The organism is Sphingomonas melonis DAPP-PG 224 (assembly GCF_000379045.1).
GTDB lineage: Bacteria > Pseudomonadota > Alphaproteobacteria > Sphingomonadales > Sphingomonadaceae > Sphingomonas > Sphingomonas aquatilis.
Genome location: NZ_KB900605.1, coordinates 1701139 through 1726730, shown reverse-complemented (window position 1 = coordinate 1726730; position 25592 = coordinate 1701139). Strand labels below are relative to the sequence as shown.

Annotated in this window: 24 protein-coding genes; 11 read left to right on the top strand and 13 right to left on the bottom strand. The window is 67.5% G+C overall.

Annotated features, from left to right (window positions below):
- Nucleotides 1-20: 20 nt before the first annotated feature.
- From SPHME3_RS0108370 to SPHME3_RS0108360, 3 genes are all read left to right on the top strand, one after another.
- A complete protein-coding gene (locus tag SPHME3_RS0108370) occupies nt 21-476 on the top strand; it encodes a universal stress protein (protein ID WP_017979613.1) in 456 nt (151 codons plus the stop codon).
- Between the two features lie 75 nt (nt 477-551).
- Complete coding sequence (locus SPHME3_RS21310; RefSeq protein ID WP_017979614.1) at nt 552-701, top strand: hypothetical protein; 150 nt, start codon at nt 552-554, stop codon at nt 699-701.
- A gap of 113 nt (nt 702-814) precedes the next feature.
- Nucleotides 815-2119 carry a M20/M25/M40 family metallo-hydrolase gene (locus SPHME3_RS0108360; RefSeq protein ID WP_017979615.1) on the top strand — a complete coding sequence of 435 codons (1305 nt, stop codon included), beginning with the start codon at nt 815-817 and terminating at the stop codon, nt 2117-2119.
- A 15-nt stretch (nt 2120-2134) separates the two neighbouring features.
- On the opposite strand, the gene SPHME3_RS0108355 is transcribed toward SPHME3_RS0108360, so the two are convergent.
- The 4 genes from SPHME3_RS0108355 to SPHME3_RS0108340 all read right to left on the bottom strand — a co-directional run bounded on the left by SPHME3_RS0108355 (nt 2135) and on the right by SPHME3_RS0108340 (nt 6552).
- Nucleotides 2135-2986 (bottom strand): D-alanyl-D-alanine carboxypeptidase family protein, encoded by an 852-nt coding sequence (locus SPHME3_RS0108355; protein WP_018250673.1) that lies wholly within the window; start codon nt 2984-2986, stop codon nt 2135-2137.
- Nucleotides 2987-3000: 14 nt separating this feature from the next.
- A complete protein-coding gene (locus SPHME3_RS0108350) occupies nt 3001-3333 on the bottom strand; it encodes a hypothetical protein (RefSeq protein ID WP_231292041.1) in 333 nt (110 codons plus the stop codon).
- 15 nt (nt 3334-3348) lie between these two features.
- Complete coding sequence (locus tag SPHME3_RS0108345; protein ID WP_375292650.1) at nt 3349-4803, bottom strand: L,D-transpeptidase family protein; 1455 nt, start codon at nt 4801-4803, stop codon at nt 3349-3351.
- A gap of 255 nt (nt 4804-5058) precedes the next feature.
- Entirely contained in the window at nt 5059-6552 is a 1494-nt protein-coding gene (locus SPHME3_RS0108340; RefSeq protein WP_017979619.1) for a replicative DNA helicase, read from the bottom strand.
- A 74-nt stretch (nt 6553-6626) separates the two neighbouring features.
- Between SPHME3_RS0108340 and SPHME3_RS0108335 the strand changes: the two genes are divergently transcribed.
- From SPHME3_RS0108335 to SPHME3_RS0108325, 3 genes are read left to right on the top strand one after another with little or no spacing between them, the layout of a single operon-like run.
- Nucleotides 6627-7109, top strand: coding sequence for a UPF0262 family protein (locus SPHME3_RS0108335; RefSeq protein ID WP_017979620.1), 483 nt, complete (start codon nt 6627-6629; stop codon nt 7107-7109).
- 11 nt (nt 7110-7120) lie between these two features.
- Nucleotides 7121-7786, top strand: coding sequence for a GH25 family lysozyme (locus tag SPHME3_RS0108330; protein WP_024310398.1), 666 nt, complete (start codon nt 7121-7123; stop codon nt 7784-7786).
- Complete coding sequence (locus SPHME3_RS0108325) at nt 7783-8235, top strand: cytidine deaminase (protein WP_017979622.1); 453 nt, start codon at nt 7783-7785, stop codon at nt 8233-8235. Before SPHME3_RS0108330 ends, SPHME3_RS0108325 begins: the two co-directional genes overlap by 4 nt.
- A gap of 54 nt (nt 8236-8289) precedes the next feature.
- On the opposite strand, the gene SPHME3_RS0108320 is transcribed toward SPHME3_RS0108325, so the two are convergent.
- The 4 genes from SPHME3_RS0108320 to SPHME3_RS0108305 all read right to left on the bottom strand — a co-directional run bounded on the left by SPHME3_RS0108320 (nt 8290) and on the right by SPHME3_RS0108305 (nt 11243).
- Nucleotides 8290-9528 carry an RcnB family protein gene (locus SPHME3_RS0108320; RefSeq protein WP_017979623.1) on the bottom strand — a complete coding sequence of 413 codons (1239 nt, stop codon included), beginning with the start codon at nt 9526-9528 and terminating at the stop codon, nt 8290-8292.
- Nucleotides 9529-9639: 111 nt separating this feature from the next.
- Nucleotides 9640-10122: a GAF domain-containing protein gene (locus SPHME3_RS0108315; protein WP_017979624.1), complete on the bottom strand. Its 483-nt coding sequence runs from the start codon at nt 10120-10122 to the stop codon at nt 9640-9642.
- A gap of 28 nt (nt 10123-10150) precedes the next feature.
- Nucleotides 10151-10576, bottom strand: a complete 426-nt coding sequence (gene arfB, locus SPHME3_RS0108310; protein ID WP_017979625.1) for an alternative ribosome rescue aminoacyl-tRNA hydrolase ArfB — start codon at nt 10574-10576, stop codon at nt 10151-10153.
- Between the two features lie 10 nt (nt 10577-10586).
- Nucleotides 10587-11243, bottom strand: coding sequence for an RluA family pseudouridine synthase (locus SPHME3_RS0108305; protein WP_017979626.1), 657 nt, complete (start codon nt 11241-11243; stop codon nt 10587-10589).
- Nucleotides 11244-11291: 48 nt separating this feature from the next.
- Here SPHME3_RS0108305 and SPHME3_RS0108300 point away from each other — a divergent pair, with 48 nt between their 5' ends.
- Complete coding sequence (locus tag SPHME3_RS0108300) at nt 11292-12059, top strand: M15 family metallopeptidase (RefSeq protein WP_017979627.1); 768 nt, start codon at nt 11292-11294, stop codon at nt 12057-12059.
- A 3-nt stretch (nt 12060-12062) separates the two neighbouring features.
- Here SPHME3_RS0108300 and trmB read toward each other — a convergent pair whose 3' ends face one another.
- Complete coding sequence (gene trmB / locus SPHME3_RS0108295) at nt 12063-12743, bottom strand: tRNA (guanine(46)-N(7))-methyltransferase TrmB (protein WP_017979628.1); 681 nt, start codon at nt 12741-12743, stop codon at nt 12063-12065.
- Between the two features lie 96 nt (nt 12744-12839).
- Here trmB and SPHME3_RS0108290 point away from each other — a divergent pair, with 96 nt between their 5' ends.
- The 3 genes from SPHME3_RS0108290 (at nt 12840) to SPHME3_RS0108280 (ending at nt 14440) form a co-directional block, all read left to right on the top strand.
- Nucleotides 12840-13655, top strand: a complete 816-nt coding sequence (locus SPHME3_RS0108290) for a formate/nitrite transporter family protein (RefSeq protein ID WP_017979629.1) — start codon at nt 12840-12842, stop codon at nt 13653-13655.
- Entirely contained in the window at nt 13652-14017 is a 366-nt protein-coding gene (locus SPHME3_RS0108285) for a hypothetical protein (protein WP_231292042.1), read from the top strand. The genes SPHME3_RS0108290 and SPHME3_RS0108285 overlap by 4 nt, the downstream gene beginning before the upstream one ends.
- Before the next feature lie 81 nt (nt 14018-14098).
- A complete protein-coding gene (locus SPHME3_RS0108280) occupies nt 14099-14440 on the top strand; it encodes a PilZ domain-containing protein (RefSeq protein ID WP_017979631.1) in 342 nt (113 codons plus the stop codon).
- A gap of 92 nt (nt 14441-14532) precedes the next feature.
- Here the strand turns inward: SPHME3_RS0108280 and metK are convergent, their stop codons facing one another.
- Together metK and lnt are read right to left on the bottom strand one after the other, a co-directional pair.
- Nucleotides 14533-15750, bottom strand: a complete 1218-nt coding sequence (metK, locus tag SPHME3_RS0108275; RefSeq protein WP_024310397.1) for a methionine adenosyltransferase — start codon at nt 15748-15750, stop codon at nt 14533-14535.
- 42 nt (nt 15751-15792) lie between these two features.
- Nucleotides 15793-17334, bottom strand: coding sequence for an apolipoprotein N-acyltransferase (lnt, locus tag SPHME3_RS0108270; RefSeq protein ID WP_017979633.1), 1542 nt, complete (start codon nt 17332-17334; stop codon nt 15793-15795).
- 473 nt (nt 17335-17807) lie between these two features.
- Between lnt and SPHME3_RS0108265 the strand changes: the two genes are divergently transcribed.
- Nucleotides 17808-20552, top strand: coding sequence for a [protein-PII] uridylyltransferase (locus tag SPHME3_RS0108265; protein ID WP_026189068.1), 2745 nt, complete (start codon nt 17808-17810; stop codon nt 20550-20552).
- Nucleotides 20553-20630: 78 nt separating this feature from the next.
- On the opposite strand, the gene SPHME3_RS0108260 is transcribed toward SPHME3_RS0108265, so the two are convergent.
- Nucleotides 20631-22394 (bottom strand): cation:proton antiporter, encoded by a 1764-nt coding sequence (locus SPHME3_RS0108260; protein WP_017979635.1) that lies wholly within the window; start codon nt 22392-22394, stop codon nt 20631-20633.
- Nucleotides 22395-22577: 183 nt separating this feature from the next.
- Nucleotides 22578-25412: a TonB-dependent receptor gene (locus SPHME3_RS0108255; RefSeq protein WP_017979636.1), complete on the bottom strand. Its 2835-nt coding sequence runs from the start codon at nt 25410-25412 to the stop codon at nt 22578-22580.
- Nucleotides 25413-25592: the final 180 nt, after the last annotated feature.

Below are 25592 nucleotides of genomic sequence, written 5' to 3'. Positions count from 1 at the left end.
AACGGAAAAGGGGAGCAGCCATGCGGATCTACCTGGTCGTGATCGACGATAGCCCGGAGGCGGAGATCGCGCTGCGCTTTGCAGCGCGCCGCGCCGTGAAGACCGGCGGCGGCGTCGAAATTCTCACTTTGATCCCGCCGCAGGAGTTCATCGCCTTCGGCGGCGTGCAGGCGACGATCGAGGAAGAGGCGCTGCAACACGCCGAAGGACTCGTCGCCGCCGCCGCGGGCACGCTGGTCGCCGAATCCGGCCTGAAGCCGGCGATCACCGTCCGTCAGGGCGACGGCCCGCGGATCATCCGCGAGATCATTGCGGCCAATCCCGATATCGCCGCGCTGGTGCTGGGCGCGGCGGCCGGCGGTGCGCCGGGCAAGCTCGTCGCGCATTTCACCGGGACCGACGCAGGCGCCCTGCCCGTCCCGGTCATGATTATCCCCGGCTCGCTGACCCGTGAGGCAATCGATCGCCTCAGCTGAACCCAATGAAAAAACAATGGAAATTTGCTTTTGAATAGCATAAAATAGGACATCTTGGAGACCAGCATGATACCTGTGGCGCGATACATCGACACGCTGGCGCTCTTGACCCAGGCGCTGCAGACGCTCGACGAACTGGGCGAAGGCATCGCCGCCGCGCATCTCAGCGGCGTGATCGACATGATCAGCCAGTGCGGCGACGTCCCCTCGCACCTGCACCACTGACAACCCTGCACCACTGACAACTCGGATGGCGCACCGGCCAAGCCGCTGGCGTGCCGGATAAATCCGCGCCTTCCCTCTTGAGCCGACCCGCGCGGCGGTCCACACCGTCGGCCATGATCCTCGCGCCGCTTCTCGCCGCCGCCGTTGCGGCCGCCACGCCCCCCGCACCGCCCCCCGCACCGCCGATGCCCAGCGCCGCCCGCCTGCGCGGCGACGTGACCGCGCTGGTCGGCTTCGGCACGCGCCACACGCTGTCATCCACCACCGACCCCAAGCGCGGCATCGGCGCCGCACGCAACTGGATGGCGGCGCAGCTGACCGCGATCGGCAAGAATTGCGGCGGCTGCATCCGGGTCGAGCGGATCAGCCGCCGCTTCACCGGTCCGCGCGCACCCAATGGCGTCGTGGTCGAGGATGTGCTGGGCATCCAGCCCGGCCGCGATCCCAATCGCGTCATCATCGTCGGCGGCCACATCGACAGCCGCGTCACCGACGTGATGGACGCGACGCACGACGCCCCCGGCGCCAACGACGATGCCTCTGGCGTTGCGCTGGTACTGGAGACCGCGCGCCTGCTGTCGAAGCGGCAATTCGATGCGACGATCATCTACGTCGCCTTCTCGGCCGAGGAACAGGGGCTGTGGGGCGCCGAACTGCTCGCCGATACCGCGCAGCAGCGCGGCTGGCAGGTCAGCGCGATGCTCAACAACGATATCGTCGGCAATTCGATCGGCCAGGGCGGCGTGAAGGACGCCGGCCGCGTCCGCGTCTTTTCCGAAGGCATTCGCGCCGCCGAGGACCTGCCCGGCCAGATGCGCCGCCGCGGCGATGGCGGCGAGGACGACGGCCCCAGCCGCGCGCTCGCCAAGGTGATCGACGGCATCGCCCGCCGCATCCCCGGCGGCCTCGACGTGGTGATCGACCGCCGCCCCGATCGCTTTGGCCGCGGTGGGGACCACGAACCGTTCCTGAAGCGCGGCTATCCCGCGGTCCGCTTCTCGGTCGGTGCAGAGAATTGGGACGCGCAGCATCAGGACCTGCGCACCGAAGCCGGCGTGACCTATGGCGACACGATCGACCGTATGGACTTCGCCTATCTGGCCAAAGTGACCGCCATCAACGCTGCGACGATCGCCCGCCTCGCCGCCGCTCCCGCTGCGCCGGCCGCCGTGACGCTGTCGGGCGACCTGTCGCGCGACACGAAGGTCAGCTGGACGCCGGTGCCGGGCGCCGCGGGCTATCGTGTCCGCTGGCGCGCGAACGACACGCAGGACTGGAGCACCGCGCGCGACGTACAGGGGGATCAGACGACGATCGCGCAGGTGCCGGTCGACGACACCTTCTTCGCCGTATCCGCGCTGGCGGCGGACGGCAGCGAGAGCGTGCCGACCTTCGGGGGGCGTGCCGTCCGGCGCTGACCGGACGGCCGGCGGTCAGCCCTTCGCGCCGCCCTTGCGCGCGTCGGCAATCTCCGCAAACCCCTGATCGAGCAGCCTTTCGACCCGCCGGTCGCGCGCCTGGATCGATCGTTCGCCGATCACCACCGCAATCAATCGCCGGCCGGCGCGCTTCGCCGATGCGGCCAGCGCGAATCCGGCCTCGGCGGTATAGCCCGTCTTGATCCCGTCCGCGCCTTCGAACGCGCCGAGCAGATGGTTGTGATTCTGCACGCGCCGCCCGGCCCAGCTAAACGAGCGCGTCGAAAACACCGCATAGCGTTTGGGATGTTCGCGCAGCAGCGCGAGCGACAGTTTCGCCATATCCTCGGCGGTGCTGAGGTTCGCGCCGGGCAGGCCCGTGGCGTTGGTGAAGGACGTGTCCGTCATGCCCAGCGCCCGCGCGCGTTCGGTCATCATCCGGGCGAACCGATCCTCGGTGCCGCCCACCGCCTCTGCCAGCGCCACCGCGACATCGTTGGCGGAGAGTACAGCAACCGCGCGAATCGCGTCCTCCACCCCCATGCGCGCGCCCGGCTTGAACCCGACGCGCGAGGGTCGCTGGCTCGCGGCATAGCGCGAGATGAGGATCGAGCCGCTGGGATCGAGCTTGCCGTCGTCGATCGCATCGAACGTCAGCAACAGCGTCATCATCTTGGTCAGCGATGCCGGCCGCCGGACGATGCCGGCATTTTCCGCATACAGGACGCTGCCGTCGCGCGCGTCCATCACGATCTCGGACACCGGACGCGGCGCCGCCAGCGCCGGCACGCTCCCGCCGACGAGTCCCGTCAGGGCCAGCGCCACGCCCCAGCGATGAAGCGCGCGCCGGTTCGGCATCCGCGTCATGGCGCGACCGTCGCTTATTGCGGCGCCGCGTCGTTGCCCGCGGCGGTCGGCGCATCATCGCGCGAGACGCGCGCGGTCATGCCCGTCGCGTCGGCATCCTCGATCATCTGCGCATCGGGAGCGACCGGCTTTTCGGGCGGCACGTCCGCGACATTGGCGATCGGCGTCGGCGTGGCCACCGGCTCGGCGGAGGGCAACGCCTCGGGCGTCGCATCCGCGGTCGGCATGGTCTCGACCACATTGTCTTCCCCAGCGGGCTGCTCGGGCTCGGGGCGCGAGCAGGCGGCCAGCGCCAGCAGCCCCGCCGCCGCCAGCAGCGTCGTCATCCGAATCGTGCGTCGTGTCATCTGCGTCGTTCCTCGTCAGCGGCTGGCCAGAACGGCGCGCGCCGAGCGCGCCTCGATCTTCGCGGCGAGTGCCGCATCCCAGCCATAGGGATCGTCCCGGAAGTTCATCTGCCCGTTACCGCTGGCAAAGGCAGTCCAATAGAGCAGGTATACGGCCACCGGCTTGGGCAACCGCGCGCGGACCGTCTCGCCCTTCTGCACCTGCGCGGCGATCGCCTCGGGCGTCCAGGTCGGATCGCCCTTCAGCAACAGGTCGGCCAGCTGCTCCGGCTTTTCCAGCCGCACGCAGCCATGGCTCGCGAGCCGGCTGAAGCTCGCGAACTTCGCGCGCGACGGCGTGTCGTGCAGATAGACCGAGAAATTGTTGTCGAAGTCGAACTTGAACCGGCCCAGCGCGCTCTGGTCGCCCGCCTGCTGCTGCAGCCGGGTGCCGTCGATCACCTTGAAGCCGTTGCGCTTCAGATAACCGGGGCTCTTCTTTTCCTTCGGCCACAGCTCCTTGGTCGCGATCGACGTCGGCACGTTCCACGGCGGATTGATGACCACGCTGTGGATCATCGACGACAGCATCGGCGTCTCGTCGCCCGGCCGCCCCGTCACCGCGCGCATCGACAACACGGGTGCATCGCCGTCGAACACCGTCATCACCGCCGCGGCGATATTCACCTGCACGCGATCCTTGGGCAGCTCCTGCGGCAACCAGCGCCAGCGCTCCATATTCGCCATGATCTGGCGCACGCGCGCGATGGCCGGCACGTTGAGCGCCGCCAGCGTCTGCCCGGCGACGGTGCCGGTGGGATTGAGGCCATAGCGGCGCTGCGCCCGACGCACCGCCTCCAGCAACGCAGCGTCGAAGGTGGTGCCGCTGGTCGCGACGTCCTTGTCCTCGACCGCCAGGCGCTGGCGCAGCGCAAGTACGCGCGCGCCGCTCGACCCCAGCGTCAGGTCGGGGCCCGCCGCCAGCGTCGGCCAGCCGCCCGCCGCGGCAATGGCACGATAGCGGACCAAGCCCGCCTTCAGCCCGTCGTAGCCGGCATAAGGTGGTGGCAGCGATGCGATCCACGCCGCGATCCGGTCGGTGCGGACGGCTTCGGCGAATCCCGGCAGCGGGTCATAGGCCGGCGGCCGCAGGCCCCAGTCGCGTTGGAAATCCTCTTCGGCGAGCCGCCCCGAATGCACCGCGCGCGCATGGTCCAGCGCGTCGCGTACCAATTGCTCGCGCGCCGCCGGGTCCTCAGGACGCGGGTTCAGGCTCAGTCCCTGGGCGATCGTGTCGGCGGGCAGCAACGCCGCCAGCTGCGTCGCCTGCGCCTCGCTGATCTGCGGCAGCACCACCGGCGCAGCCGCACTGGCGGGCACCGGCACCTGCTGGATCGTCGGCTGTACGGTCGGGGGCGCCACCTGCGCCGCCGCGGGCAGTGCAGACAGGATGGTGGCCGCCATGGCAGCCGCCGCGATCGTTCGTCTCATGTCGTGTCCCTACGGGGTATGCGTCACCGGCGCTGTCGCACCGGCTACCTCGCTCTAGGCTGAACGCGATGCGCGTGGCCATGGCTTGGGCATGGTTTATTTTGCCGGCGGGGTGGGCGAACCGCCCTCCGCCACCCCGGACTTGGTCCGGGGTCCACCGGGCCGCAGGGGGATGGCAGGAGGCGCGGGCCGCCCCCTCGCCGCAGAGTGGACCCCGGACCAAGTCCGGGGTGACGAAGGAATGGGGAGCTTGCCTCAATACCCCGCGTAATCGCTGAACTTCGTGATCGTCGGATCGAACTTCAGCACCACCTTGCCCGTCGCACCGTGACGCTGCTTGGCCACGATCATCTCGGCCAGGCCATAGACGCGCTCCATGTCGCTCGCCCATTTTGCGTGATCTTCGAACACCTTGGCCTCGTCGCCTTCCATCGGGCGCTTGGGCTCGCGCTGCGCGGTGTAATAATCCTCACGGAACACGAACCACACCATGTCTGCGTCCTGCTCGATCGATCCCGATTCGCGAAGGTCGGACAGCATCGGGCGCTTGTCTTCGCGACTTTCGACCGCGCGGCTCAGCTGCGACAGTGCCAGCACCGGCACGTTCATGTCCTTGGCTAGCGTCTTCAATCCACGCGAAATCTCGGAGATTTCCTGCACGCGGTTCTCTTTGCCGCCCTTGCCGCCGCTGGTCAGCAGCTGGAGATAGTCGACGACGACCAAGCCGATCTGGTTGTTGTGGCGGCGTTGCAGGCGCCGCACGCGCGTGTGCAGCGCGCTGATCGACAGGCCGCCGGTATCGTCGATGAACAAGGGCAGCTTTTCGAGCTCGGCTGCTGCGGCGGCGAGCTGGCCGAACTCCGCCTTGCTGATCTTGCCCATGCGCAGCGATTCGGAACTGATCTGCGACTGTTCGGCCAGAATACGCGTCGCCAGCTGGTCGGCGCTCATTTCCAGGCTGAAGAACACGACCTTCGCGCCGACCGATTCGCTTGGCGGGATGCCGTCCTCCATGTCGCGCATCCAGCGCCGCGCCGCATTGAACGCGATGTTGGTGGCGAGCGAGGTCTTGCCCATGCCGGGGCGTCCGGCGAGGATCATAAGGTCGGAATGGTGCATGCCGCCGATCTTGGCGTTGACCGAATCGAGACCCGTGGTGACGCCCGACAGGTTGCCGCCGCTGTTCAGCGCACGCTCGGCCATCTTGACCGCCATCGTCGTCGCCTGCGCGAAGGTCTTGGTGGCGTTTTCCGCGCCGCCGTCGCCCGCGACCTTGTACAATTCCTCCTCGGCCAGCTCGATCTGCGCGCGCGGATTGACCTCCTCGGACGTATCCATCGCACGTTCGACGAGCGTCCGGCCGACCTGCACCAGCGCGCGCAGCATCGCGAGGTCATAGATCTGCGTCGCGAACTGGCGCGCACCGATCAGGCCGGCGCCCGATCCGGTCAGGCTGGCGAGATAGGACGGACCGCCCAGCTCCTTCATCCCCTCATCCGCTTCGAACATGGGCCTGAGCGTGACGGGGGTTGCCAGCATGTCGTTGACCCGCAAAGTCTTGATCGCGGCGAAGATGCGGCCGTGGACGGGTTCGTAGAAATGCGCGGGTTCCAGCCGGTCGATCAGGTCGTCGGCCAGCCGGTTGTCGATCATCATCGCGCCCAGCATCGCGGCTTCGGCTTCGACGTTGCGGGGCAGCTGCAGGGGTTCGGCGGGGGCCGCCGGGGTCGGAAATGCTAGAGTCGCCATGGGAGACGCTCTTACCCGAAATTTCGCGCGACGACACGATTTGTCGGATCGCCTCAACCCGACTATCGGACCGTATGGCCGACCCGCGGATCATCGACATCACCCTGGACGAGCACAGCATCGGCTGGCGCTCGGCCGATGTCGAGCAGGAGCGGCGGATCGCGATCTTCGACCTGTTGGAGGGCAATCACTTCGCCCCCCAGCGCCAGCACGCGGACGGCTATGCCGGCCCCTACAAGATCAAAATCGAATCGGCGGAGGGTCGCCTCGGCATCCACATCCATCGCGCCGACGATACCCATCTTGAGACGCTGGTGCTGGCGCTCGGGCGATTCCGGCGCGCGATCAAGGACTATTTCGCGATCTGCGACAGCTATTACCAAGCGATCCGTGCATCGACACCGCAGCAGATCGAGACGGTCGACATGGCCCGCCGCGCCATCCACAACGATGCCGCCACGTTGCTGCGCGAACGGCTGGAGGGAAAGATCGACGTCGATTTCGATACCGCACGCCGCCTGTTCACATTGATCTCCGTCCTGCACCTGCGCGGCTGATGGCCTACGGCATGTTGAAAGCGGTGGGCGCGATGGTCGTCGCCGGTGCGATCGGTATCGGTGGGTGGAGCTATGCGACGGCCTGGCATCCCAAGACCAGCCAATATCCGTTGCAGGGCATCGATCTGGACGAGCGCCCCGGACCGATCGAATGGGGCACGGTGCGTGCGCGCGGCGCCGACTTCGCCTATCTCGTCGCCACCTCCGGCGCCGACCGCCGCGATCCGGGGTTCGAGGCGAATTGGGCGGCGCTGCCCGATGCCGGGCTACGCCGCGGCGCGATCCATCTCTATTCTCTCTGCCAGCCGGCGAAGGATCAGGCGAACGCGGTCAACGCCTTCGTGCCCCGCACCACCGACGCGTTGCCGATGGCCGTCGACGTCAGCTTCCGCGGCGATTGCACCGCGCGGCCGGATCGCGACGCGCTGATCGCCGACCTGAAGACGTTCATCCATATGGTCGAGACGCACACCGCCAAGCCGGTGATGCTGCGGGTCAGCAAGCCCGTCGAATCGACCTATCAGCTCACCGCCGCGATCGAGCGCCCGATCTGGGCGATGCGCACCTTCTTCGCCCCCACCTATCCGGCCCGCCCGTGGCAGATGTGGCGGGCAAGCGATGTGCGCCGCATCGACGGCATCGAAGGCCCCGTGAATTGGGACGTAGTCGCACCATGACCGAAACCACCCCCGCCGATCTGATCGCCGCTGCACGCGAAGCGGCGACACGCGCCCATGCACCCTATTCGCGCTTTGCGGTGGGCGCGGCGCTGCTGATGACCGACGGCAGCCTCGTCACCGGCGCGAATGTCGAGAATGCGAGCTACGGCCTGTCGCTTTGCGCGGAGACGGTGGCGATCGCCACGGCCAGCGCGGCCGGACGGCTGCGCGAAGTCGTCGCAGTGGGCGTGATCGGCGGCGCGATGGATGCGGAAGGCCGTGCGACCGGCACCACCCCCGTCAGCCCGTGCGGCCGCTGCCGCCAAATCCTCAACGAAGCCGCACAATTGGGCGGCCGCGACCTGCTCGTTCACTGCGGCGCGGCCGAGGGTGACGCGATCGCGACCTACCGTTTGTCGGAACTGCTGCCCGCCGCGTTCGGACCGGCGGATTTGGGGATCGGGTAACCACTCAGGAGAAAGCCGGCGCGACGCGGATCGCCGCATCGCGCCGTGCTTCGCTTATTGGCAGGCGCAGGTCGGCGCCGGGCGCCAGACGCGCTTGGTCTTCGTATGCGCCGCGATCGGGCGCCGCACAGCCTTGGCGCGGCGGGTGTAGGTCACCGCATCTTCATAGGTTTCCGTCGTCGTCGTCGTCGTGACCACGGGCGCGGTCTGCACTACGACCGTCGTGGTCGTCGCGCCGGGGTAATAATAGCCGCCCTGGTAATAACCCGAGCCACCTGCGCTGGTCGTCACCGTAGTGACTCCGTCAGCCGAGCGCCATGCGCGACCATTGTCGACATAACCCACCGGCGGGGGCGGGGGCGGGGCATAAGCCGGAGGCGGGGGTGGCGGCGGCGCATAGGCCTGCGGCGGCGGGGGCGGCGGATAATCCGGCGCGACCGGGATCGCATAGCCCCGATCGTCGCGGCGATGGCGGCGGCCACGGTCCTCCGCCTTGTCGATCGCATAGCCCGCTGCGGCCCCTACGCCCGCGCCGATCAGCGTGCCTCCCAGCCGATTGCCGCGCCCGGCGATCAGATTGCCCGCGACACCACCGACGACGGCGCCCGCCACGGCACCACCGACGCCATTGTCGCGGTGCTCATAGGCACGGGGATCGTAGCCGCTATCCGCATAGACGCGGTCATCGCTGGCATAATAGTCGCTGTCATAGGCATCCCAATTGATGCCGGGCCGCGTGTCGTAGACCGCGCCGTGCCCATCGACGAGCACTGCATCGTCATAATAACGGACCCAATTATAGCCCGCCGTCGGCTGCGTCAGGCCATAAGTCTGCCAGTCGGTGATGTAGAAGCGCGGCGACACCCAATAGCTGGGCAGCGCATAGCCCCGATACGGCCGGCGATAGGCCCGCCAGCCGCCGGGTGCGTTGGCCCCGCCCCACCAGCGGCCATCCACCTTACTGCCCCAGCGCGACCGGCCGAGTTGCACGCGTGGCGGCTGACCTGCCGGGCCGTTCCACTGCGGCTGTGGCTGCGGCGGGACGGGGCGCACGACGGGCGCCGGTCCGGGCTGCCCCGGATAGCCGCCGCGCTGCCACGGCGCCGGCTGCCACACGCCGCGCCCCTGGATCGCCGGAGCCGGTGCCATGCCAGCGCGGGGTACCGGGAAGTTCGCCCCCGGCCCCTGCATCACCACGCGCTCTTGCGCGCTCGCACCGGTAGCGGTCAGCGCAAGAATGGCGGTCGCGATCAGCACGCTGCGCATCGTCGTCTCCCTGTTGCCGAGGCGCATGCCTTCGCCCCGGATATTAACACGTTATTCACCTTGCGGCGTATCACGCGCCAAACGGAGTCGCCAGAGCGCGGGTTCCCTGCCCTGTGAGGTGGCCTGTCCCGATTCGGTTCAGGCGATCCGCGCGGCCAGCCGCGCGCACAGCGCCTCGCACCCTGCGGCATCCTCCGCATCGAAGCGGGCGGGCTCGGGACTGTCGAGGTCGAGCACGCCGATCAGCCGCCCATCGTGGACGATCGGCACGACCAGTTCGGACCGGCTTGCCGCGTCGCAGGCGATATGGCCGGGAAAGGCATGGACGTCCTCGACCAGCTGCGTCTCGCGCGTCGCCGCAGCGGTGCCGCACACGCCCTTGCCCAACGGGATCCGGATGCACGCCGCCTTGCCTTGGAACGGCCCCAGCACCAGCTCGCCCTCGACCATGCGATAGAAGCCTGCCCAGTTAAGGTCCGGCAGATACTGCCACACCAGCGCGGCGGCATTGGCCATGTTGGCGATGGCGTCGGGTTCGTCGGCGGTCAGCGCGTCGAGCGCCCCCAACAGGTCGCGGTACAGATCGGCCTTGGAGCCAGCGGTGATATCAAACTGGTACATGGCCCGCGATGTAGGCAAGCGCCGCGCATCAATCCAGCCGCACGCGACCGCGGTTCGCCTTCACCGTGCTGCGGCCCTTTTTCTCGTCGACGCGCTTCGCCTTGGCCGATCGGCTCGGCTTGGTCGGACGGCGCTTCTTGGGGACGATCGTCGCCTCTTGGATCAGCGCAACGAGCCGTTCGCGCACCTCGCGCCGATTCAGTTCCTGCGACCGCGATCCGTCGCCGCGAAGCGTCAGCACGCCATCCTTGCTCAGCCGCGATCCAGCGAGCACGGTCAGCCGCTGCTTCACCAGATCAGGCAGATTGGGCGATCCCCACACGTCGAAGCGCAGCAGCACCGCGCTGTCGGTGGTGTTGACGTGCTGGCCGCCGGGACCGGACGCGCGGGTGAAGCTTTCCTCGACCTCGCGCTCGTCGATCGCGATGGCACGGGTGACGTGGATCAGCGGCACGGGGGCACCGTCAGGCCTCGGCGAGATCCGGCCAGGCGCCGAACCGCTCGGGCAGCGGCGCCTCGGCACGCACCGGCTCCTTATTGGCGCGCGGCACGGTCAGGGCGGCGGCGTGCAGCATCATGCCGCCCGTCTCGCCCGCGCCATAGATCGGATCGCCGACCACCGGCAGACCCAGACCGCTTGCCGCATGGACGCGGATCTGGTGGGTGCGCCCCGTCGTCGGCCGGAATTCGACCAAGGCGCGCCCGTCCTGCACCGCGAGCGTCCGCCATGCGGTATGCGCGACCTTGCCGGCCGGATCGGCGACCATGCGCCAGCCCGTCTCACGCGTGCTGACCTTGGCGAGCGCCAGATCGATCTCGCCCGCCGATTCGCGCGGCACACCCGCCAGAATGGCGAGATAGCGCTTCTCGACCTCGCCGCGCTCGAAAGCCTGCTGCAAACGCGCATGCGCTTTCGGATTGCGCGACAGCAGCAGACACCCGCTGGTATCCCGGTCCAAGCGATGCACCGCCTGCGGCCAGCGCTGGAAGCCGAACTTCAAAGAATCGAGATGGTTCTCGAGACTGAGGGAGCCGTCACGGGGCTTGTCCACCGGCAGCCCGGCGGGCTTGTCGATGACCAGGGCCTCGCCGTCGATGAACAATACGCGGTCGCCATGCATGCGAAACGCCTTGCCACTCCATCGGTCTTCGCGCCAGAGGCAGCCGCGATGCGCCTCCCCGCCCTTCTCGCCTTGCTGTCCCTGGCATCGCCCGCCGGTGCGCAGGTATGCGCCGGTGCCGCAGCGGCGATGGCGAACGACGGTCGCGTCTATGGTCACCTGGCCTATGGCGACGCGCCGCCGGACGATCTGGTCGAGGCGCCGCGCGGCTTCGGGCTGCACGGCTGCCTGTTGCGGCGCGACGTCATCCCCGATCTCGAACGCCTGCTCGCCGCGGCAAAGGGCGATCCCACAGTGATGGGCACGCTACGTGGCCTGTCCTGCCATCGTTCGATCCTGCGCCAGGCATCGGTGTTCTGTCGCGAACATCCCGACAGCGCCGTCAATGCCGATGCCACGCGTGCGATTTCGGTCGCCCCGCCCGGGCATAGCGAACATGCGACGGGCTATGCGCTCGATTTCGCGGTCCGCCCGGCGAACGGCTGCCCCGATGCCGAAGCATGTATGGCGGCGACCCCGGCCGCGCGCTGGCTGCTCGCCAATGCGCCGCGCTTCGGGTTCGAGCTGTCCTTCCCGGGCGGCAATCGTCAGAATGTGAAGTGGGAGCCGTGGCATTGGCGTTGGGTCGGCACTAGTGCGACCGCGCCGGGCGCCGCCCGCGCCCGCTTCCTCTTCGCTCGCGCGCGCGATCAGTTCCCCGCCGACCCCGCGGTCGACCCGGTCAGGACGATCGCCCGCGTGACGCCGGTGGTCTACGTCGCCGTGCCGACCTGGGTCGCCCCACCCCAAAAGGGAAAGACGAAACGCCGCCGCTGACGGCTACCGTCGGACGTAGCGGAAGTACCACACCTCGTGACCCTGCCGGCGCGCCTTGCGCTCGTAGCGGGTTTCGGGCCAGTCGTCGGGACGGACCAGGAAGTCGGCCGGCTCGCGCGCCTGCCATTCGAAGTCGCGGCGCTGGTCCATCACCATCATCGCCCAGCGGCAATAGGTCGGATCGTCGGTGCCCAGCCGGAATTCAGCGCCCGGCTTCAGCTTGGCAGCGATCGCGTCGAGCGGGCCATGGTTGACCATGCGGCGCTTGGCATGGCGCGCCTTCCGCCACGGATCGGGGTGGAGCAGATAGACGCGCGACAGGCTGGCATCGGGCAGACGCTCCACCACGTCGAGCGCATCGCCCATGTGCAGCCGCACGTTGGTGAGGCCGCCATCGCGGATATGCCCCAGTGCGCCGACCACGCCGTTCAGGAACGGTTCGCAGCCGATGAAACCCGTTTCCGGCCGCATCGTCGCCTGCCCCGCCAGATGCTCGCCCGCGCCGAAGCCTATCTCCAGTTCCAGCGGCCGGTCATCGCCGAACAGCGCCTTACCCTCGATCGGTCCCGTCTCGGGAACGCTGAGCGCGTCGAGCGTCTCCTCGACCAGCGCGGCCTGACCGACGCGCAATTTGTGGCCCTGACGGCGGCCGTACAGGCGGCGGATGGTGGCGGGATCGTTCATGGCGCCGCGCCCTAGAACAGATGGGGGAAGAGGGAAACGCCCCAATCGCCCTGACACGCGGGAGCCAAGCGCCACCACCGACCGTTGCACGTCACGATGGACGCCCCTTCAGACACCTCCGACGATGACGATCTGAAGGCGGCGGACGCCAAGGATCTGCACCGCACCGTTCGTGAAGAGGGTGAGGAGGAACTGCGCCGCCCGATCCGATCGCTGTTCTTTTCCGGGCTGGCGGCGGGCATTGCGATCACCGTGTCGCTGCTGGCCGAGGCCGCGTTACATGCAGCCCTGCCCGCCATGCCCTGGCGCGAATTGGTCGTGGGGCTTGGCTATCCAGTCGGGTTCATCGTCGTCATCCTCGGCCGGATGCAGCTGTTCACCGAAAGCACGATCACCGCGATGCTCCCGCTAGTCACGCGGCCGTCGCGTTGGGCGCTGGGGCGAACGCTGCGCCTGTGGGGCATCGTGCTCGCCGCCAATTTGTGCGGGACCGCCATCGCCGCCTTCGCAATCGCCAGCGGCGCCATGGGCAATGCGGCGATTCACGATGCGGCACTGACCATCTCACAGGGGATTACCGAGCTGTCGCCGGGGCGCACCTTCGTCAATGCGGTGCCGGCCGGCTTCCTGATCGCCGTCCTCGCCTGGGCGCTGCCCAATGCGCGGGAACAGAGCGTGACGGTCATCGGCATCTTCACCTATGTTCTGGCGATCGGCAGCTTCAGCCATTCGATCGTCGGGTCGGCGGAGGCATTTCTATTATGGTTCGCCGGTCAGACCGGGGCGTGGCAGACGCTGGGCGGATTGATCGCGCCGGCCGTGCTTGGCAATCTGTTCGGCGGCGCCGGCATCTTCGCACTGCTCGCCCACGCACAGGTTCGTGGCGAAATGCCACAGGGAGACAATCGGTGAGCCACGCTATCGTACCGGCAAACGACACCACGCGACGTCTGCCGGCATTTCTGGGAGATATCGCGCAGCAGCCCCAGTTGGTCGCGGCATCGGTTGGCACGATCGCCGCCGGGCTGGTCACCCGCCGGCCCGACCTGATTCGGGGCGGGGCGCGGATGCTCGCGGTGCATGTCGTGGCCAGCGCGGTCCGTACGGCGATGCGGCAGCGAACGCATGCCGCGAAGCCGGCGGCGAATACCGCTGGGTCGCCCTCGCCCCTGTCGGAGGCGATCGTGGCAGGCCTAGTAGGATGGGTTGCGGAAGCCGCGATCGATAGCGCGCTCAACCACTTAGTTCCGGACCGCGAAACAGCGCCGAAATAGCCCCATTTGAGGGGCAACCGCCCCACATCGGGTCGTTTACAAACCGGTGACTAATCTCTGTCAGATCGATCCGCGCACGCCATGGAACCGATACCCGAACCCACGCGCGAAAAGCGCAACAGCGTCATTGTCCGCGCCATCGTGATGACCGCCGATGGTCGATCGCGCGAGCGCCGCGTCCGCAATCTGTCGCGGCATGGCGCCTGTATCGAACATGACAACGACCTCACCACCGGCGCGACGGTCATGCTGCACATGGGTTCGATGCCCGATCTGGTCGCGACGGTGCGGTGGGTCAGCGACCGGCTCGCCGGACTGAGCTTTAACGAGCTGATCGACCTCGACGAGGCGCGCAAACCGCGCGGCGTCGGCGTCACGCCCCGTGCGGGCTGGATCGCCGAGCTCAACAATCCCTACCGCTGACGCCCAGGGCGTCTCTGACCCCAAACCGAAACGCCCTCCCCCATCATACGACGGGGAAGGGCGCTGTCATGCAACCTCAGGATGCGTGATCGTCAGGCGACGGCGGCCTTCAGCGCGTCGACCAGATCGGTCTTTTCCCAGGTGAACAGATCGCCTTCCGGTTCGCGGCCGAAGTGACCGTAAGCGGCCGACTTCACGTAGATCGGCGCGTTCAGCTTCAGATGCTGGCGGATGCCCTTGGGGGTCAGGCGCACGAGCTGCGGCAGCACCGCCTCCAGCTTGTCCTCGGCGACCGTGCCGGTGCCGTGGGTGTCGACATAGACCGACAGCGGCTCGGCGATGCCGATCGCGTACGACAGCTGGATCGTGCAGCGCTTGGCGAGGCCGGCGGCGACGACGTTCTTGGCGAGATAGCGCGCGACATAGGCGGCCGAGCGGTCGACCTTGGTGGGATCCTTGCCGCTGAACGCGCCGCCGCCGTGCGGCGCGGCGCCGCCGTAGGTGTCGACGATGATCTTGCGGCCGGTCAGGCCTGCGTCGCCGTCCGGACCGCCGATTTCGAACGCGCCGGTCGGGTTGATGTACACCTTGGTCTCGTCGGTGACGAAACCGTCGGGCAGCACGTCGGTCAGAACGCCGGTGACATAGGCGCGCAGTTCCTCATACTTGGCCGGATCGGCGTTCTGGCCCTGCAGGCAATAGCCCGCCTTGTGCTGCGTCGAGACGACCAGGGCGGTCGCGCGGACCGGCACGCCGTTTTCATACTGCAGCGTGACCTGGCTCTTGGCGTCCGGCTCCAGGAACGGCGCCTTGCCCGAATGGCGGTCGGCCGCCATCGTTTCCAAGATCTTGTGGCTGTAATAGAGCGTCGCCGGCATCAGGCCCGGCGTCTCGTCGGTCGCATAGCCGAACATGATGCCCTGATCGCCCGCGCCCTCGTCCTTGTTCGAGCCTTCGTCGACGCCCATCGCGATTTCAGCGGACTGGCCGTGCAGGTTGTTTTCGAACGTGAACTCGTTCCAGTGGAAGCCCGACTGTTCGTAGCCGATGCGCTTCACCGTCGCGCGGACCGCCGCCTCGATCTCGGCGAGCGCGCCGTCGGCCCAGGCGTTGTTCTCATACACGCCCTTGCAGCGGATTTCGCCGGCCAGCACGACGAGATTGGTCGTGGTCAGTGTTTCGCAGGCGATGCGCGCTTCCGGGTCCTTCGACAGGAACAGATCGACGATCGTGTCGCTGATCTGATCCGCGACCTTGTCCGGATGACCTTCCGAAACCGATTCCGACGTGAAGATGTAATTGCCGCGCATCATTGCCTCATAACGATATAAAGATACCTTTATATGTCGTCCTTACCGCGCTGAACGGCGGTTGGCAATTGCCGCCACCAGGAAGGCGAGCGCGACGATCAGCGCCGCCCAATTGCCCAGCCGGCTGAACAGCGTGGGCGGCAACGCGGGCGGCATCCGCACCTCCAACACCCCTGCCCGCTCATGCGGGATCGTCGCGACGAGACGCCCATCGGCGGCGATGACCGCGCTGATCCCCGTAGGCGTCGCGCGGACGATCGGCAGCCCCTCCTCGATCGCGCGCATGCGGGTCTGCGCCAGGAATTGCGGCGATCCCCAGCTGCCGAACCAGGCATCGTTCGAAGGATTGAACAGCAACCGCGGGCGGTGGCCCGGCTCGATCAACTCGCCCGAGAAGATCGTTTCGTAACAGACCTGCACGCCGATCGCGCCGAAGCCGGGCAGGCTCAGCGTCCGCGGGCCGGGGCCAGGCGTGAAGTCCATGTCGCCGGGCACCAGCCGGGCAAGGCCGAGCGGGCGCAGCAGCCACGGCATCGGCAGATATTCGCCATAGGGGACGAGATGCGCCTTGTCGTAGCGGCCGACGATCCGGCCGACGGCATCGATCGCGAGCACGGAATTGGCGGCGCCGGACACCTCGCCGCGCGCGTCGAAGGACAAGGTGTCGGCGCTGGTCATCAGGATGTCGCCCGGGCGCAGCGCGGCGGCGATCCGGCGGCGCGTCCACGACGACGGCCGATCGCCATAGATCCAATAGGGATAGCCGCTTTCCAACAGGTCGCGCAGCAGCCCTTCGGGCCACAGTACCAGCCGGGGCGCACCGGCGGCGTGACGCGTACCGCGCAGCAACGTCGCCAAAGCATATTCGCCCGCATTCTCGCCGCGCACGTCGTTGCCGATATTGGGCTGCACGACACGCAGGATCGGTGCATCCGGTGCTGCCGGGGGCGCATGGGTCCACAGCGCGGATAGTGCGGCGCCGGCCAGCACCACCGCAAGGCCCGCCGCCAACCGCCAGTGCCGCCGCACCGCCATCAGCAGCGCTACCGCGAACAGCACGGTCACGCCGGACAGCGCATAGGTGCCGATCCACGCCGACAGCCGCGCGATGCCGATGACGGGCACCCAGATCACGCCGATCGGGTCCCAGGCGTAGCCGGTGAACAGCGTGGCGCGCAGATATTCGCTGCCGATCCATGCCGCGGCGAAGACAAAGGCGAAGGCCGCATCCACGCCGCCGCGCCCCCGTAAGCGCCAGCCGACCAGCGACGCCAGCATCGGAAACACCGCCAGATACAGCGCAAGCCCGACCGCCGCGAAATAGCCGAGCACCGGCGGCATCTTGTCCTGGAAGTCGAAGGCGTGCTGGAACCAATTGTTGTTGATCGTGAAATGTCCGACGCCCCAGCACCAGCCGATCCACGCGGCGCGGCGACCGGTGGGCGCGGCCTGCACCAGCGCGGCGAGGCCCGCGAGGCCGAGGAGCGTCAGCGGCCACAATTGCAACGGCGCAAAGCCGGTGGCGGCGACGGCGCCGAGCAGGAGGGCGGTTAGCGCGGGACGGCGGGACACAGCGGCGATCATGCGCGGCGCTTTACTGTACCGCTGGTGGCTTGTCCCAGGCCTTTCACCCCCACGCGTCACCCCGGACTGGTCCCGGGGACCACTCTGCGGCGAGGGGGTGGTTCGAGCCTCCGGCCATCCCCTCGCGGCCCGGTGGACCCCGGAACCAGTCCGGGGTGACGGGGGATTTGTGGCCGCGTCGCGCATCCACCACCCACCGATTCGCGGGCTCGCTTCGACGCCCTGAGGCCCCGATGAACCGCGGAAGTGGACGAAGTGGACGGTACGTTATCGTCGGAATGCCCTCCCGTCCGTTGGCACGCGCAAAAGCCGGCTTCACGGTATCAAAGAGCGATGGGAGGGTAGGCACAATCGGGTCGTGTAGGACAGCGAAAAATGCGGACGTCGCCGGCGCGAGACGACCGGGACAGGCGACCGCGGCCACCCCACCAAGCCCATGTCGCGTTAACCCTGTCTCCGCTATGACCGCCGCCATGCAGGGCCGTTTCGACCACATCCCCAATCGCCGCGCGATCATCGATCGGCGCGCTCTTGCCGAGCGGATCGCGGCGATCGATGCCGCCGATGCGCCGTTGCGCGCGCAGGCGACGCAATTGCTCAAGGCCGCGCTCGCCGACGGGCGCACCGAAATCCAGCGCCGTCTCGCCGCGCATCCCTCGCGCGGGCTGGAGGCATCGAACGCGCAGGCGTATCTGACCGACCAGCTGCTGAGTCTGCTCTACGATCTCGCGACGCAGCGGCTGCATCCGCTCGCCAACCCCACCGCGGGCGAGCGGATGACGCTGATCGCGGTCGGCGGCTATGGCCGTGCCGAGATGGCGCCCTATTCGGATGTCGATATCGGCTTCCTGACGCCGGGCAAGCAGACGCCCTGGGCCGAGCAGGTCATCGAATCGATGCTGTATGCGCTGTGGGACCTGGGGCTGAAGATCGGCCATTCCAGCCGCTCGCTCGACGAGATGGTGCGCCAGGCGAAGGCCGACGTGACGATCCGCACCGCGTTGCTCGAGGCGCGCTACGTTATCGGCGACCAGTCGCTGTACGACGAGGCGGCGCGGCGCTTCAAGTCGGAGGTGCAGCACGGCACCGAGCGTGAATTCATCGCCGACAAGCTCGCCGAACGCGACGCGCGCCACCGCAAGATGGGCGACACGCGCTACGTCGTCGAACCCAACGTCAAGGAGGGCAAGGGTGGCCTGCGCGATCTGCATGCGCTCTTCTGGATCGGCAAATATATCTACGACGTGCAGCGTGGCGCCGATCTCGTCGGCGTCGGCCTGCTGACGCCGGAAGAATATAAGCTCTTCCACCGCGCCGACAATTTCCTGCAGGCCGTGCGCTGCCACCTGCACAGTATCACCCGCCGCGCGGAGGATCGCCTGACCTTCGACGTGCAACGCGAAGTGGCGGCGCGGATGCGCTTTTCCGACCGGCCGGGCAAACCCGCGGTCGAGCGGTTCATGCAATATTACTTCCTGCAGGCGCGCACCGTCGGCGACCTGACCGGTGTGTTCCTGGCGCATCTGGACGAGCGGTTCGCGGCGCGTGGGCGCCGGTTCGGCCTGCCGACCATCCGGCGCCGTCCGGGCAAGCTGCACGGCTTCGTCCTCGATCGCGGACGCCTCGCGCTGCCCCGCGACGACTATTTCGCCGAAGACCCGGTGCGGCTGATCGAGATCTTCCAGCTCGCCGACCTGCACGGCGTCGAAATTCACCCGCTCGCGATGCGCGCCGCCAAGCGCGATGCCAAGCTGATCGACGGGCACCGCCGCGATGCGCGCGCCAACGCCTTCTTCCTCGATGTGTTGACGTCGCCGCGCGATCCCGAACTCGTGCTGCGCTGGATGAACGAGGCGGGCGTGTTCGGCCGCTTCGTGCCCGATTTCGGTCGTGTCGTCGCGCAGATGCAGTTCGATATGTACCACCATTATACGGTTGACGAGCATACGATCCGCGCGATCGGGCTGCTGAGCCGGATCGACAAGGGCGAGCTGAAGGAGGACCATCCGCTGTCCTCCGCGATCATCAAGCACATCATTTCGCGCCGCGTCCTCTATGTCGCGGTGCTGCTGCACGACATCGCCAAGGGGCGCGGCGGCGACCATTCGATTCTGGGCGCGGAGGTGGCCGAGCGGCTGTGCCCGCGCTTCGGCCTGTCACCCGCCGAGACGGAGACGGTGGCGTGGCTGGTCCGCTGGCACCTGCTGATGTCGGCGACCGCGTTCAAGCGCGACCTGAGCGATTTCAAGACGATCCTCGATTTCTGCGAGGTGGTGCAAAGCCCCGAACGCCTGCGCCTGCTGCTGGTGCTGACCATCGTCGACATTCGCGCGGTGGGGCCGGGCACGTGGAACGGCTGGAAGCGGCAGCTGCTCGCCGATCTGTTTGAGGCGGCGGAAGAGGTGCTGCGCCTGGGCCACAAGCAGCGCGGGCGCGCCGAGCGGATCGCCACGCGGCAGGAAACGCTGCAGGCGACACTGGGGTGGGACGACGCGCGCTTCGCCGCCTTCGTCCGTCGCTTTCCCGAGGCCTATTGGATCGCCGAGCCGGACGACGTGCTGGCCCATAACGCGCGCTTCATCGATGCCGCCGGGGACGCGCAGCTCTCCATCGACGCGCAGGTCTATGCGACGCGCGGCGCGACATTGGTGACGATCTATGCCGCCGACCATCCAGGGCTGTTCTATCGCATCGCCGGCGCGATCCATGTCGCGGGCGGCAACATCATCGACGCGCGCATCCATACGACGCGCGACGGCATGGCGATCGACAATTTCCTCGTGCAGGACCCGTTCGGCCGCCCGTTCGACGACGCCAGCCAGCTGACGCGGCTGACGATGGCGATCGAGGATGCGCTGGCCAATCGCGGCAAGCTCGCCGACCGGCTGGTCGCCAAACCTGCGGCGCGGACACGGGCTGATGCGTTCGAAATCGTGCCGAACGTGTTGATCGACAATCATGCGTCGAACCGCTTTACGGTGATCGAAGTGAACGCCCGCGACCGGCCGGCGCTGCTGAACCAGCTGGCGCATGCGCTGTTCCAGTCGAAGGTGACGCTGCATTCGGCGCATGTCGCGACCTATGGCGAGCGGGCGGTCGACACGTTCTACGTCACTGATCTGACGGGCGACCGCATCACCCAGCCGGCGCGTCTGAAGACTTTGGAACGGCGGCTGCGCACCGCGGCGGCGGGCGAGACGGAGGACGTGACGGCTTAGGGCCCTTTCGCCGGCACCCCGGACGTGATCCGGGGTGACGGTGGATTGTGTGGGATCACGGGATGATGAGTGGTTTCGTCACACCGGTTCGGGCGGGGCGAAGGTGAGCATCGTGTCGCCCGGCTCCACCACCGGACGCTGCGTCGTCGAAAAGAGCAGCAGGCGGCGGTCGGGCTTCATCACCGCGACCGGCTCCGCCTCGGGGGCGAGGCGTGCGCGATAGGCTTCGTAGGGGAAGACGCTGGTGATCCGCGTCCGGCCGAACGCCCAGCCGGCGGCGACGCGCACCTGCAATTCGTCCACCGTCTCGCCGCCTTCCAGCAACATGCGCGCACGGCGGCGGCTGAGGCGCGTTTCGTCGACGCCCGTCTGTGTCAATTTGTCCTGCCCGACTTCGGGGCCGAGGTCTGCGCAGACGAGGCTGTTGTAGGAATCGTTGTCAGTCGCGGCAATCACATGCTGGAACTGCTGCATGTCGAGCGTGTCCTGCGTCACCTCGTCCAGGATGTCGCCCTGATGGACGTCGAGCGACTGTTTGCGCGCGGCACGGAGCGCGAACTTGGCGGTGTCGGCGATCATCACCGTCAGCCCCATCTTCTGCAACGCGCCGCCCAATGCGGTGGTGAAGGCGTTGGCGCCGACCAGCAGCACGCCCTCGCCCTTCCCCTTGTCGATCCCCAGCCGCCGCGCGACCCAGCCCGCGGAGAAGCCGTGCGCGAAGATCGTCGCGACGACGACACCGAACACCAACGGCACCAGCGCGTCGGCATCCTTCATGCCGAAATCCTCGAGCCGCAGCGCGAACAGGCTGGTGACCGCGATCGCGACGACGCCGCGCGGCGCGATCCACGCGACGAACAGCCGCTCGCGCCACGGCATCTTCGAAAAGGCGAGGCTGGCGATGACGGTCAACGGCCGCACGACAAACAGCAGCAGGAAGAGGAAAATGAGGAATCGCGCCTGGAAGCGCTCCACCACCTCCCATTGCAGCGTCGCGGACAGGATGACGAAGACGCCCGAAATCAGCAGGACGGCGAGGTCTTCCTTGAAATGCTTGAGCGCGGCGGTCGACTGGGTCTGGCGATTGCCCATGACGACGCCCATCAGCGTGACGGTGATGAGGCCGGTTTCGTGCTTGATCAGGTCTGCCGCGACGAAGCCGGCGATCACCGCGACGAGGACGGTCGGCGCCTTGAGATATTCGGGGATATAGGCGCGGCGGAACGCGGTGGTGAGGCCGAAGCCCAGACCGACGCCGATCGCGCCCGCGATCAGCGTCGCCGCGGCGACGTCCAGCCCGATCGCGATCGCGCTGCGGTCCGGGCCGATATAGGTGATATAGGCATAGATCGCGACGGCGAGCAGCGCGCCGATCGGATCGTTGACGATGCCTTCCCATTTCAGCGTGTCGCGCACCCGTGCGGGGACGCGCAGGGATCGCAGCATCGGTCCGATTACCGTGGGGCCGGTGACGACGAGGATGCCGCCGAAAAGCGCCGATATGCCGAGCGGCAGTCCCGCACCGTAGAAGGCCGCGGCGGTGCCGAGCACCAGCCCGACCGGCACGCCGATGACCACGAGCCGCAGCACGGCCGGGCCGGCGTGGCGCAGATCGCGGAAGTTGAGGCTCAATCCCCCTTCGAACAGGATCACCGCCACGGCGAGCTTGATGATCGGCTGTTGCAGCGCGCCGAAATCGCGTTGCGGATCGATCAATCCCGTCACCGGGCCTGCCAGCACGCCGGCGATCAGCATCAGCGCGATGGCGGGCTTGCCCGTCCGCCACGCGATCCACTGCGCGCCGATGCCGAGCAGGCCGATCAGCGCGAATTTGACCAGCATCGATTCGAAGATCAGCGATCGTCCCCTTCATCGCTCCAATCGGCGATAGCGGGTGCCGGTTCCCTACCCCCCGTCAAAACGCTTGCGGTACGACGAGCCTGCGGCCGGGTCAGCCGTGCCGCAAAAGAAACGGGCCGGCGCGCATCGCTGCGGCCGGCCCAGGGGTCGTTGCCTGGCTTGAGGTCAGAAGCGCGCGCGGATCGTCGCACCATAGGTGCGCGGTTCGGCGAGATATTGCGAGAACAGCTGGCGGCCGCCCGGATATTGCGGATCCTGGAACGCCGCGGTCGCGGCGCCTTCCTGGAACGGCGAGTTGAACGCGACCTGCGCGTAATTCACGTTGGTCAAATTCTGCGCCCAGAATTCCAGGCTGAACTTCTCGTCCGGCGTACGCAGGCCGATGCGGGCGTTCACGATCGCATAGCCGTCCTGCACCTTCTGCGGGAACAGATCCGACCCGGTGTTATAGTCGCTGGTCATGCGCGTATCGACGTAGAACAGCGCCGAATAACCACCGCCGAGCTGCGGCGTCCACGCCGCCGACGCGGTCGTCACCACGTCCGCCGAGTTGGACATGCGATTGCCCGGCAGCTTGCGCAGCGCCTGATCGAGCGGTGCGCCCGCGTCGGTGCCGACCAGCTGGTCGCGATAGCTGGTGTCGGTCAGCGTCAGGCCCAAGGTCACGCGGAAGTCGCGCGCCGGGACCAGCGAGGCCTCCAGCTCGACGCCCTTCGACCGGACGCCCCAGCCCACGTCGCCCGACGGGCAGGCACCGGTGGTCGCCGCTGCGGCATTGTAATTGCCGGCCGCGGCGAACTTGCTCTGGTCGCGATCGCCGCCGTTGAGGTTCGACGAGCAGCCGTTGATGTTCTGGACCAGGAAGACGGTGCCGTTGAACGTGTTGAGCTGGAAGTTCTTGAAGTCCTGCAAGAACGCCGCGGCGGTCAGCGTGAACGGTCCGGTCGCGTATTTGGCGCCGATTTCATAGGCATTGACCGTTTCCGGCGCGAATTGCAGCGCATTGACCAGCGCCTGCGCACCGCCCGAGGCCGAGAAGGGCAGGATCGGCGACTTCAGCGCCGAACGGTCGAGGTTGAAGCCACCCGCCTTGTAGCCGCGCGAATAGCTGCCGTAGACGAGCAGGTCGTCGATCGGCTTCCACGACAGCACCGCCGTGCCGGTGAACTGGTCTTCCTTGCGGACGCTGTTGATCGACACGCCGTTGAGCTCTGCGGTCGAATTGCCCTGGCACGACAGGCCGATGATGCCGCCCGCGGTGGCGGCAAGGCCAGCGTTCGACAGGAAGGGCAGCAGCGCGCGCTGGTTAGCGACGCAGCCGACGTTGTCGTTGGTGAAGGTCGCGTCGAAGCGCTTGCGTTCGTTGGTGTAGCGCAAGCCCAGCGTCAGATCGACGGTGCGGGTGACGTGGAAGATGTTATGCGTGAACAGCGCCCAGTTGCGGCTGTTCTGATTGTAGACGTCGCGCGTCGCGCCCTTGTCGTTGATCGCATCCAGCGTATCGATCGCGCCGACGATCGTCGGACCTGCCGCGCCGAAGGGCGAGGCGACGCCCGGCACCACGCCGCTGAGGACCGCACGGCCCGTCGCGCTCAAGCAGCCCGCATTGCCCGGCGCATAGAATTGCGCGAGCGCGCTGCCCGACACCAGGCGGCAGGTCGCGAAGCGGCCGTACTGGCTGCCGAAGCGGAGGTTATCGAGGACGCGGAGGTCTTCGTTCGCGAAGAAGCCGCCGACCAGCCAGTCGAGCTTGTCGTTGAACAGCGAGCCGTTCAGGCGGAGTTCCTGCGTGAAGGTGCGGAAGCGACGCGCCGAATTGCCGTTGGCGGCGCGATACAGGATGTCGACGCGGCTATAGTCGGTGTCCGACCCCTGGCTCGAATCGTAATCGCGATAGGCGGTGATCGAGGTCAGCTTGGTGCCGCCGATATTCCAGTCGAGCTGACCGGACACGCCCCAATCCTTGGTGATGCCGGCGAAGCTGCGGCCGGGGCTGACCGACACGTCGCGGCTATAGCCGGCGGCGTTGACGTAGTTCAGCGGCTGGCCGAGGTCGCGGATGACGTTGACGATGTTGTTGCCGTTGCTGCCCGCGGCGAGACCCGCGTTCACCGAAGCGACCGGATCGTTCAGGTTGCCGACGGCTTCGTTGACCGAACGATCGACATAGGTCGCCGCGCAGCACTTTTCGTCGCGATGCGTATAGTCGCCGATCAGGCGGAAGGTGACGTCGCTGCTCGGTTCGAACAATAGCTGGCCGCGCAGGAAGTAGCGATCGCGGTTATTGACGTCGGTGTTGTTGGTGTAATCGCGGTAGAAGCCGTCGCGCTTTACATAGACGCCGTCGACACGCGCCGCGATCGTTTCGCTCAGCGGCAGGTTGAGATTCCCGGCGAAGCGGTAGAAATTGTAGTTGCCGTAGGTCGCTTCCGCGCCGCCGCTGAAGCCCGAGAAGGACGGCGCCTTGCTGACGATGCTGATCAGGCCCGCCGACGAGTTGCGGCCGCCGAGCGTGCCCTGCGGGCCGCGCAGCACCTCGACCCGGTCGATTTCACCGAGTTCGGTGAGGCCGATGCCGGAGCGCGAGCGATAGACGCCGTCGATGAATACCGCGACGGAGCTTTCGAGACCGGGGTTGTCGCCGACCGTACCGATTCCTCGAATACGCGCCGAGCCGTTAGCTTCCGATCCGGTCGACGAGACCAGCAGCGACGGCGCGAGCTGGTTGAGCTGACGGATGTCGCTGGCGCCCGAATTCTGCAGCGTTTCGGCCGAGACGGCCGAGATCGCGACCGGCACGTCGGCCAGCGCCTGCGCGCGGCCCTGCGCGGTGACGACGATGTCCGCCCCCATCTGGTCGTCCTGCGTCACCGACCCGGCGGCGGTGGGCGTCGTCGTCTGCGTCGCCGCGCTCGAGGGTTCGGGGCTGTTGTTCTGGGCCATCGCGGGCGAGGCGATGGCGATCGTCGCTGCCGACAGCAGGTACGCGGTAAGGCGCATGGGCTTCCTCTCCAGATCGATTTCGATTGTTTTCGAATATCGGGTTTTCTTTTGAGGCTAGGTGGTCGCAGGCGTGAGCGTCCACTATTTTCATAATGGCGTCATGCTTTTCGAATGCAGTGTCTCCCATACGCAACACCGGGCCCGTTGCCGGACCCGGTGTTCAAAAAAGACCGATTT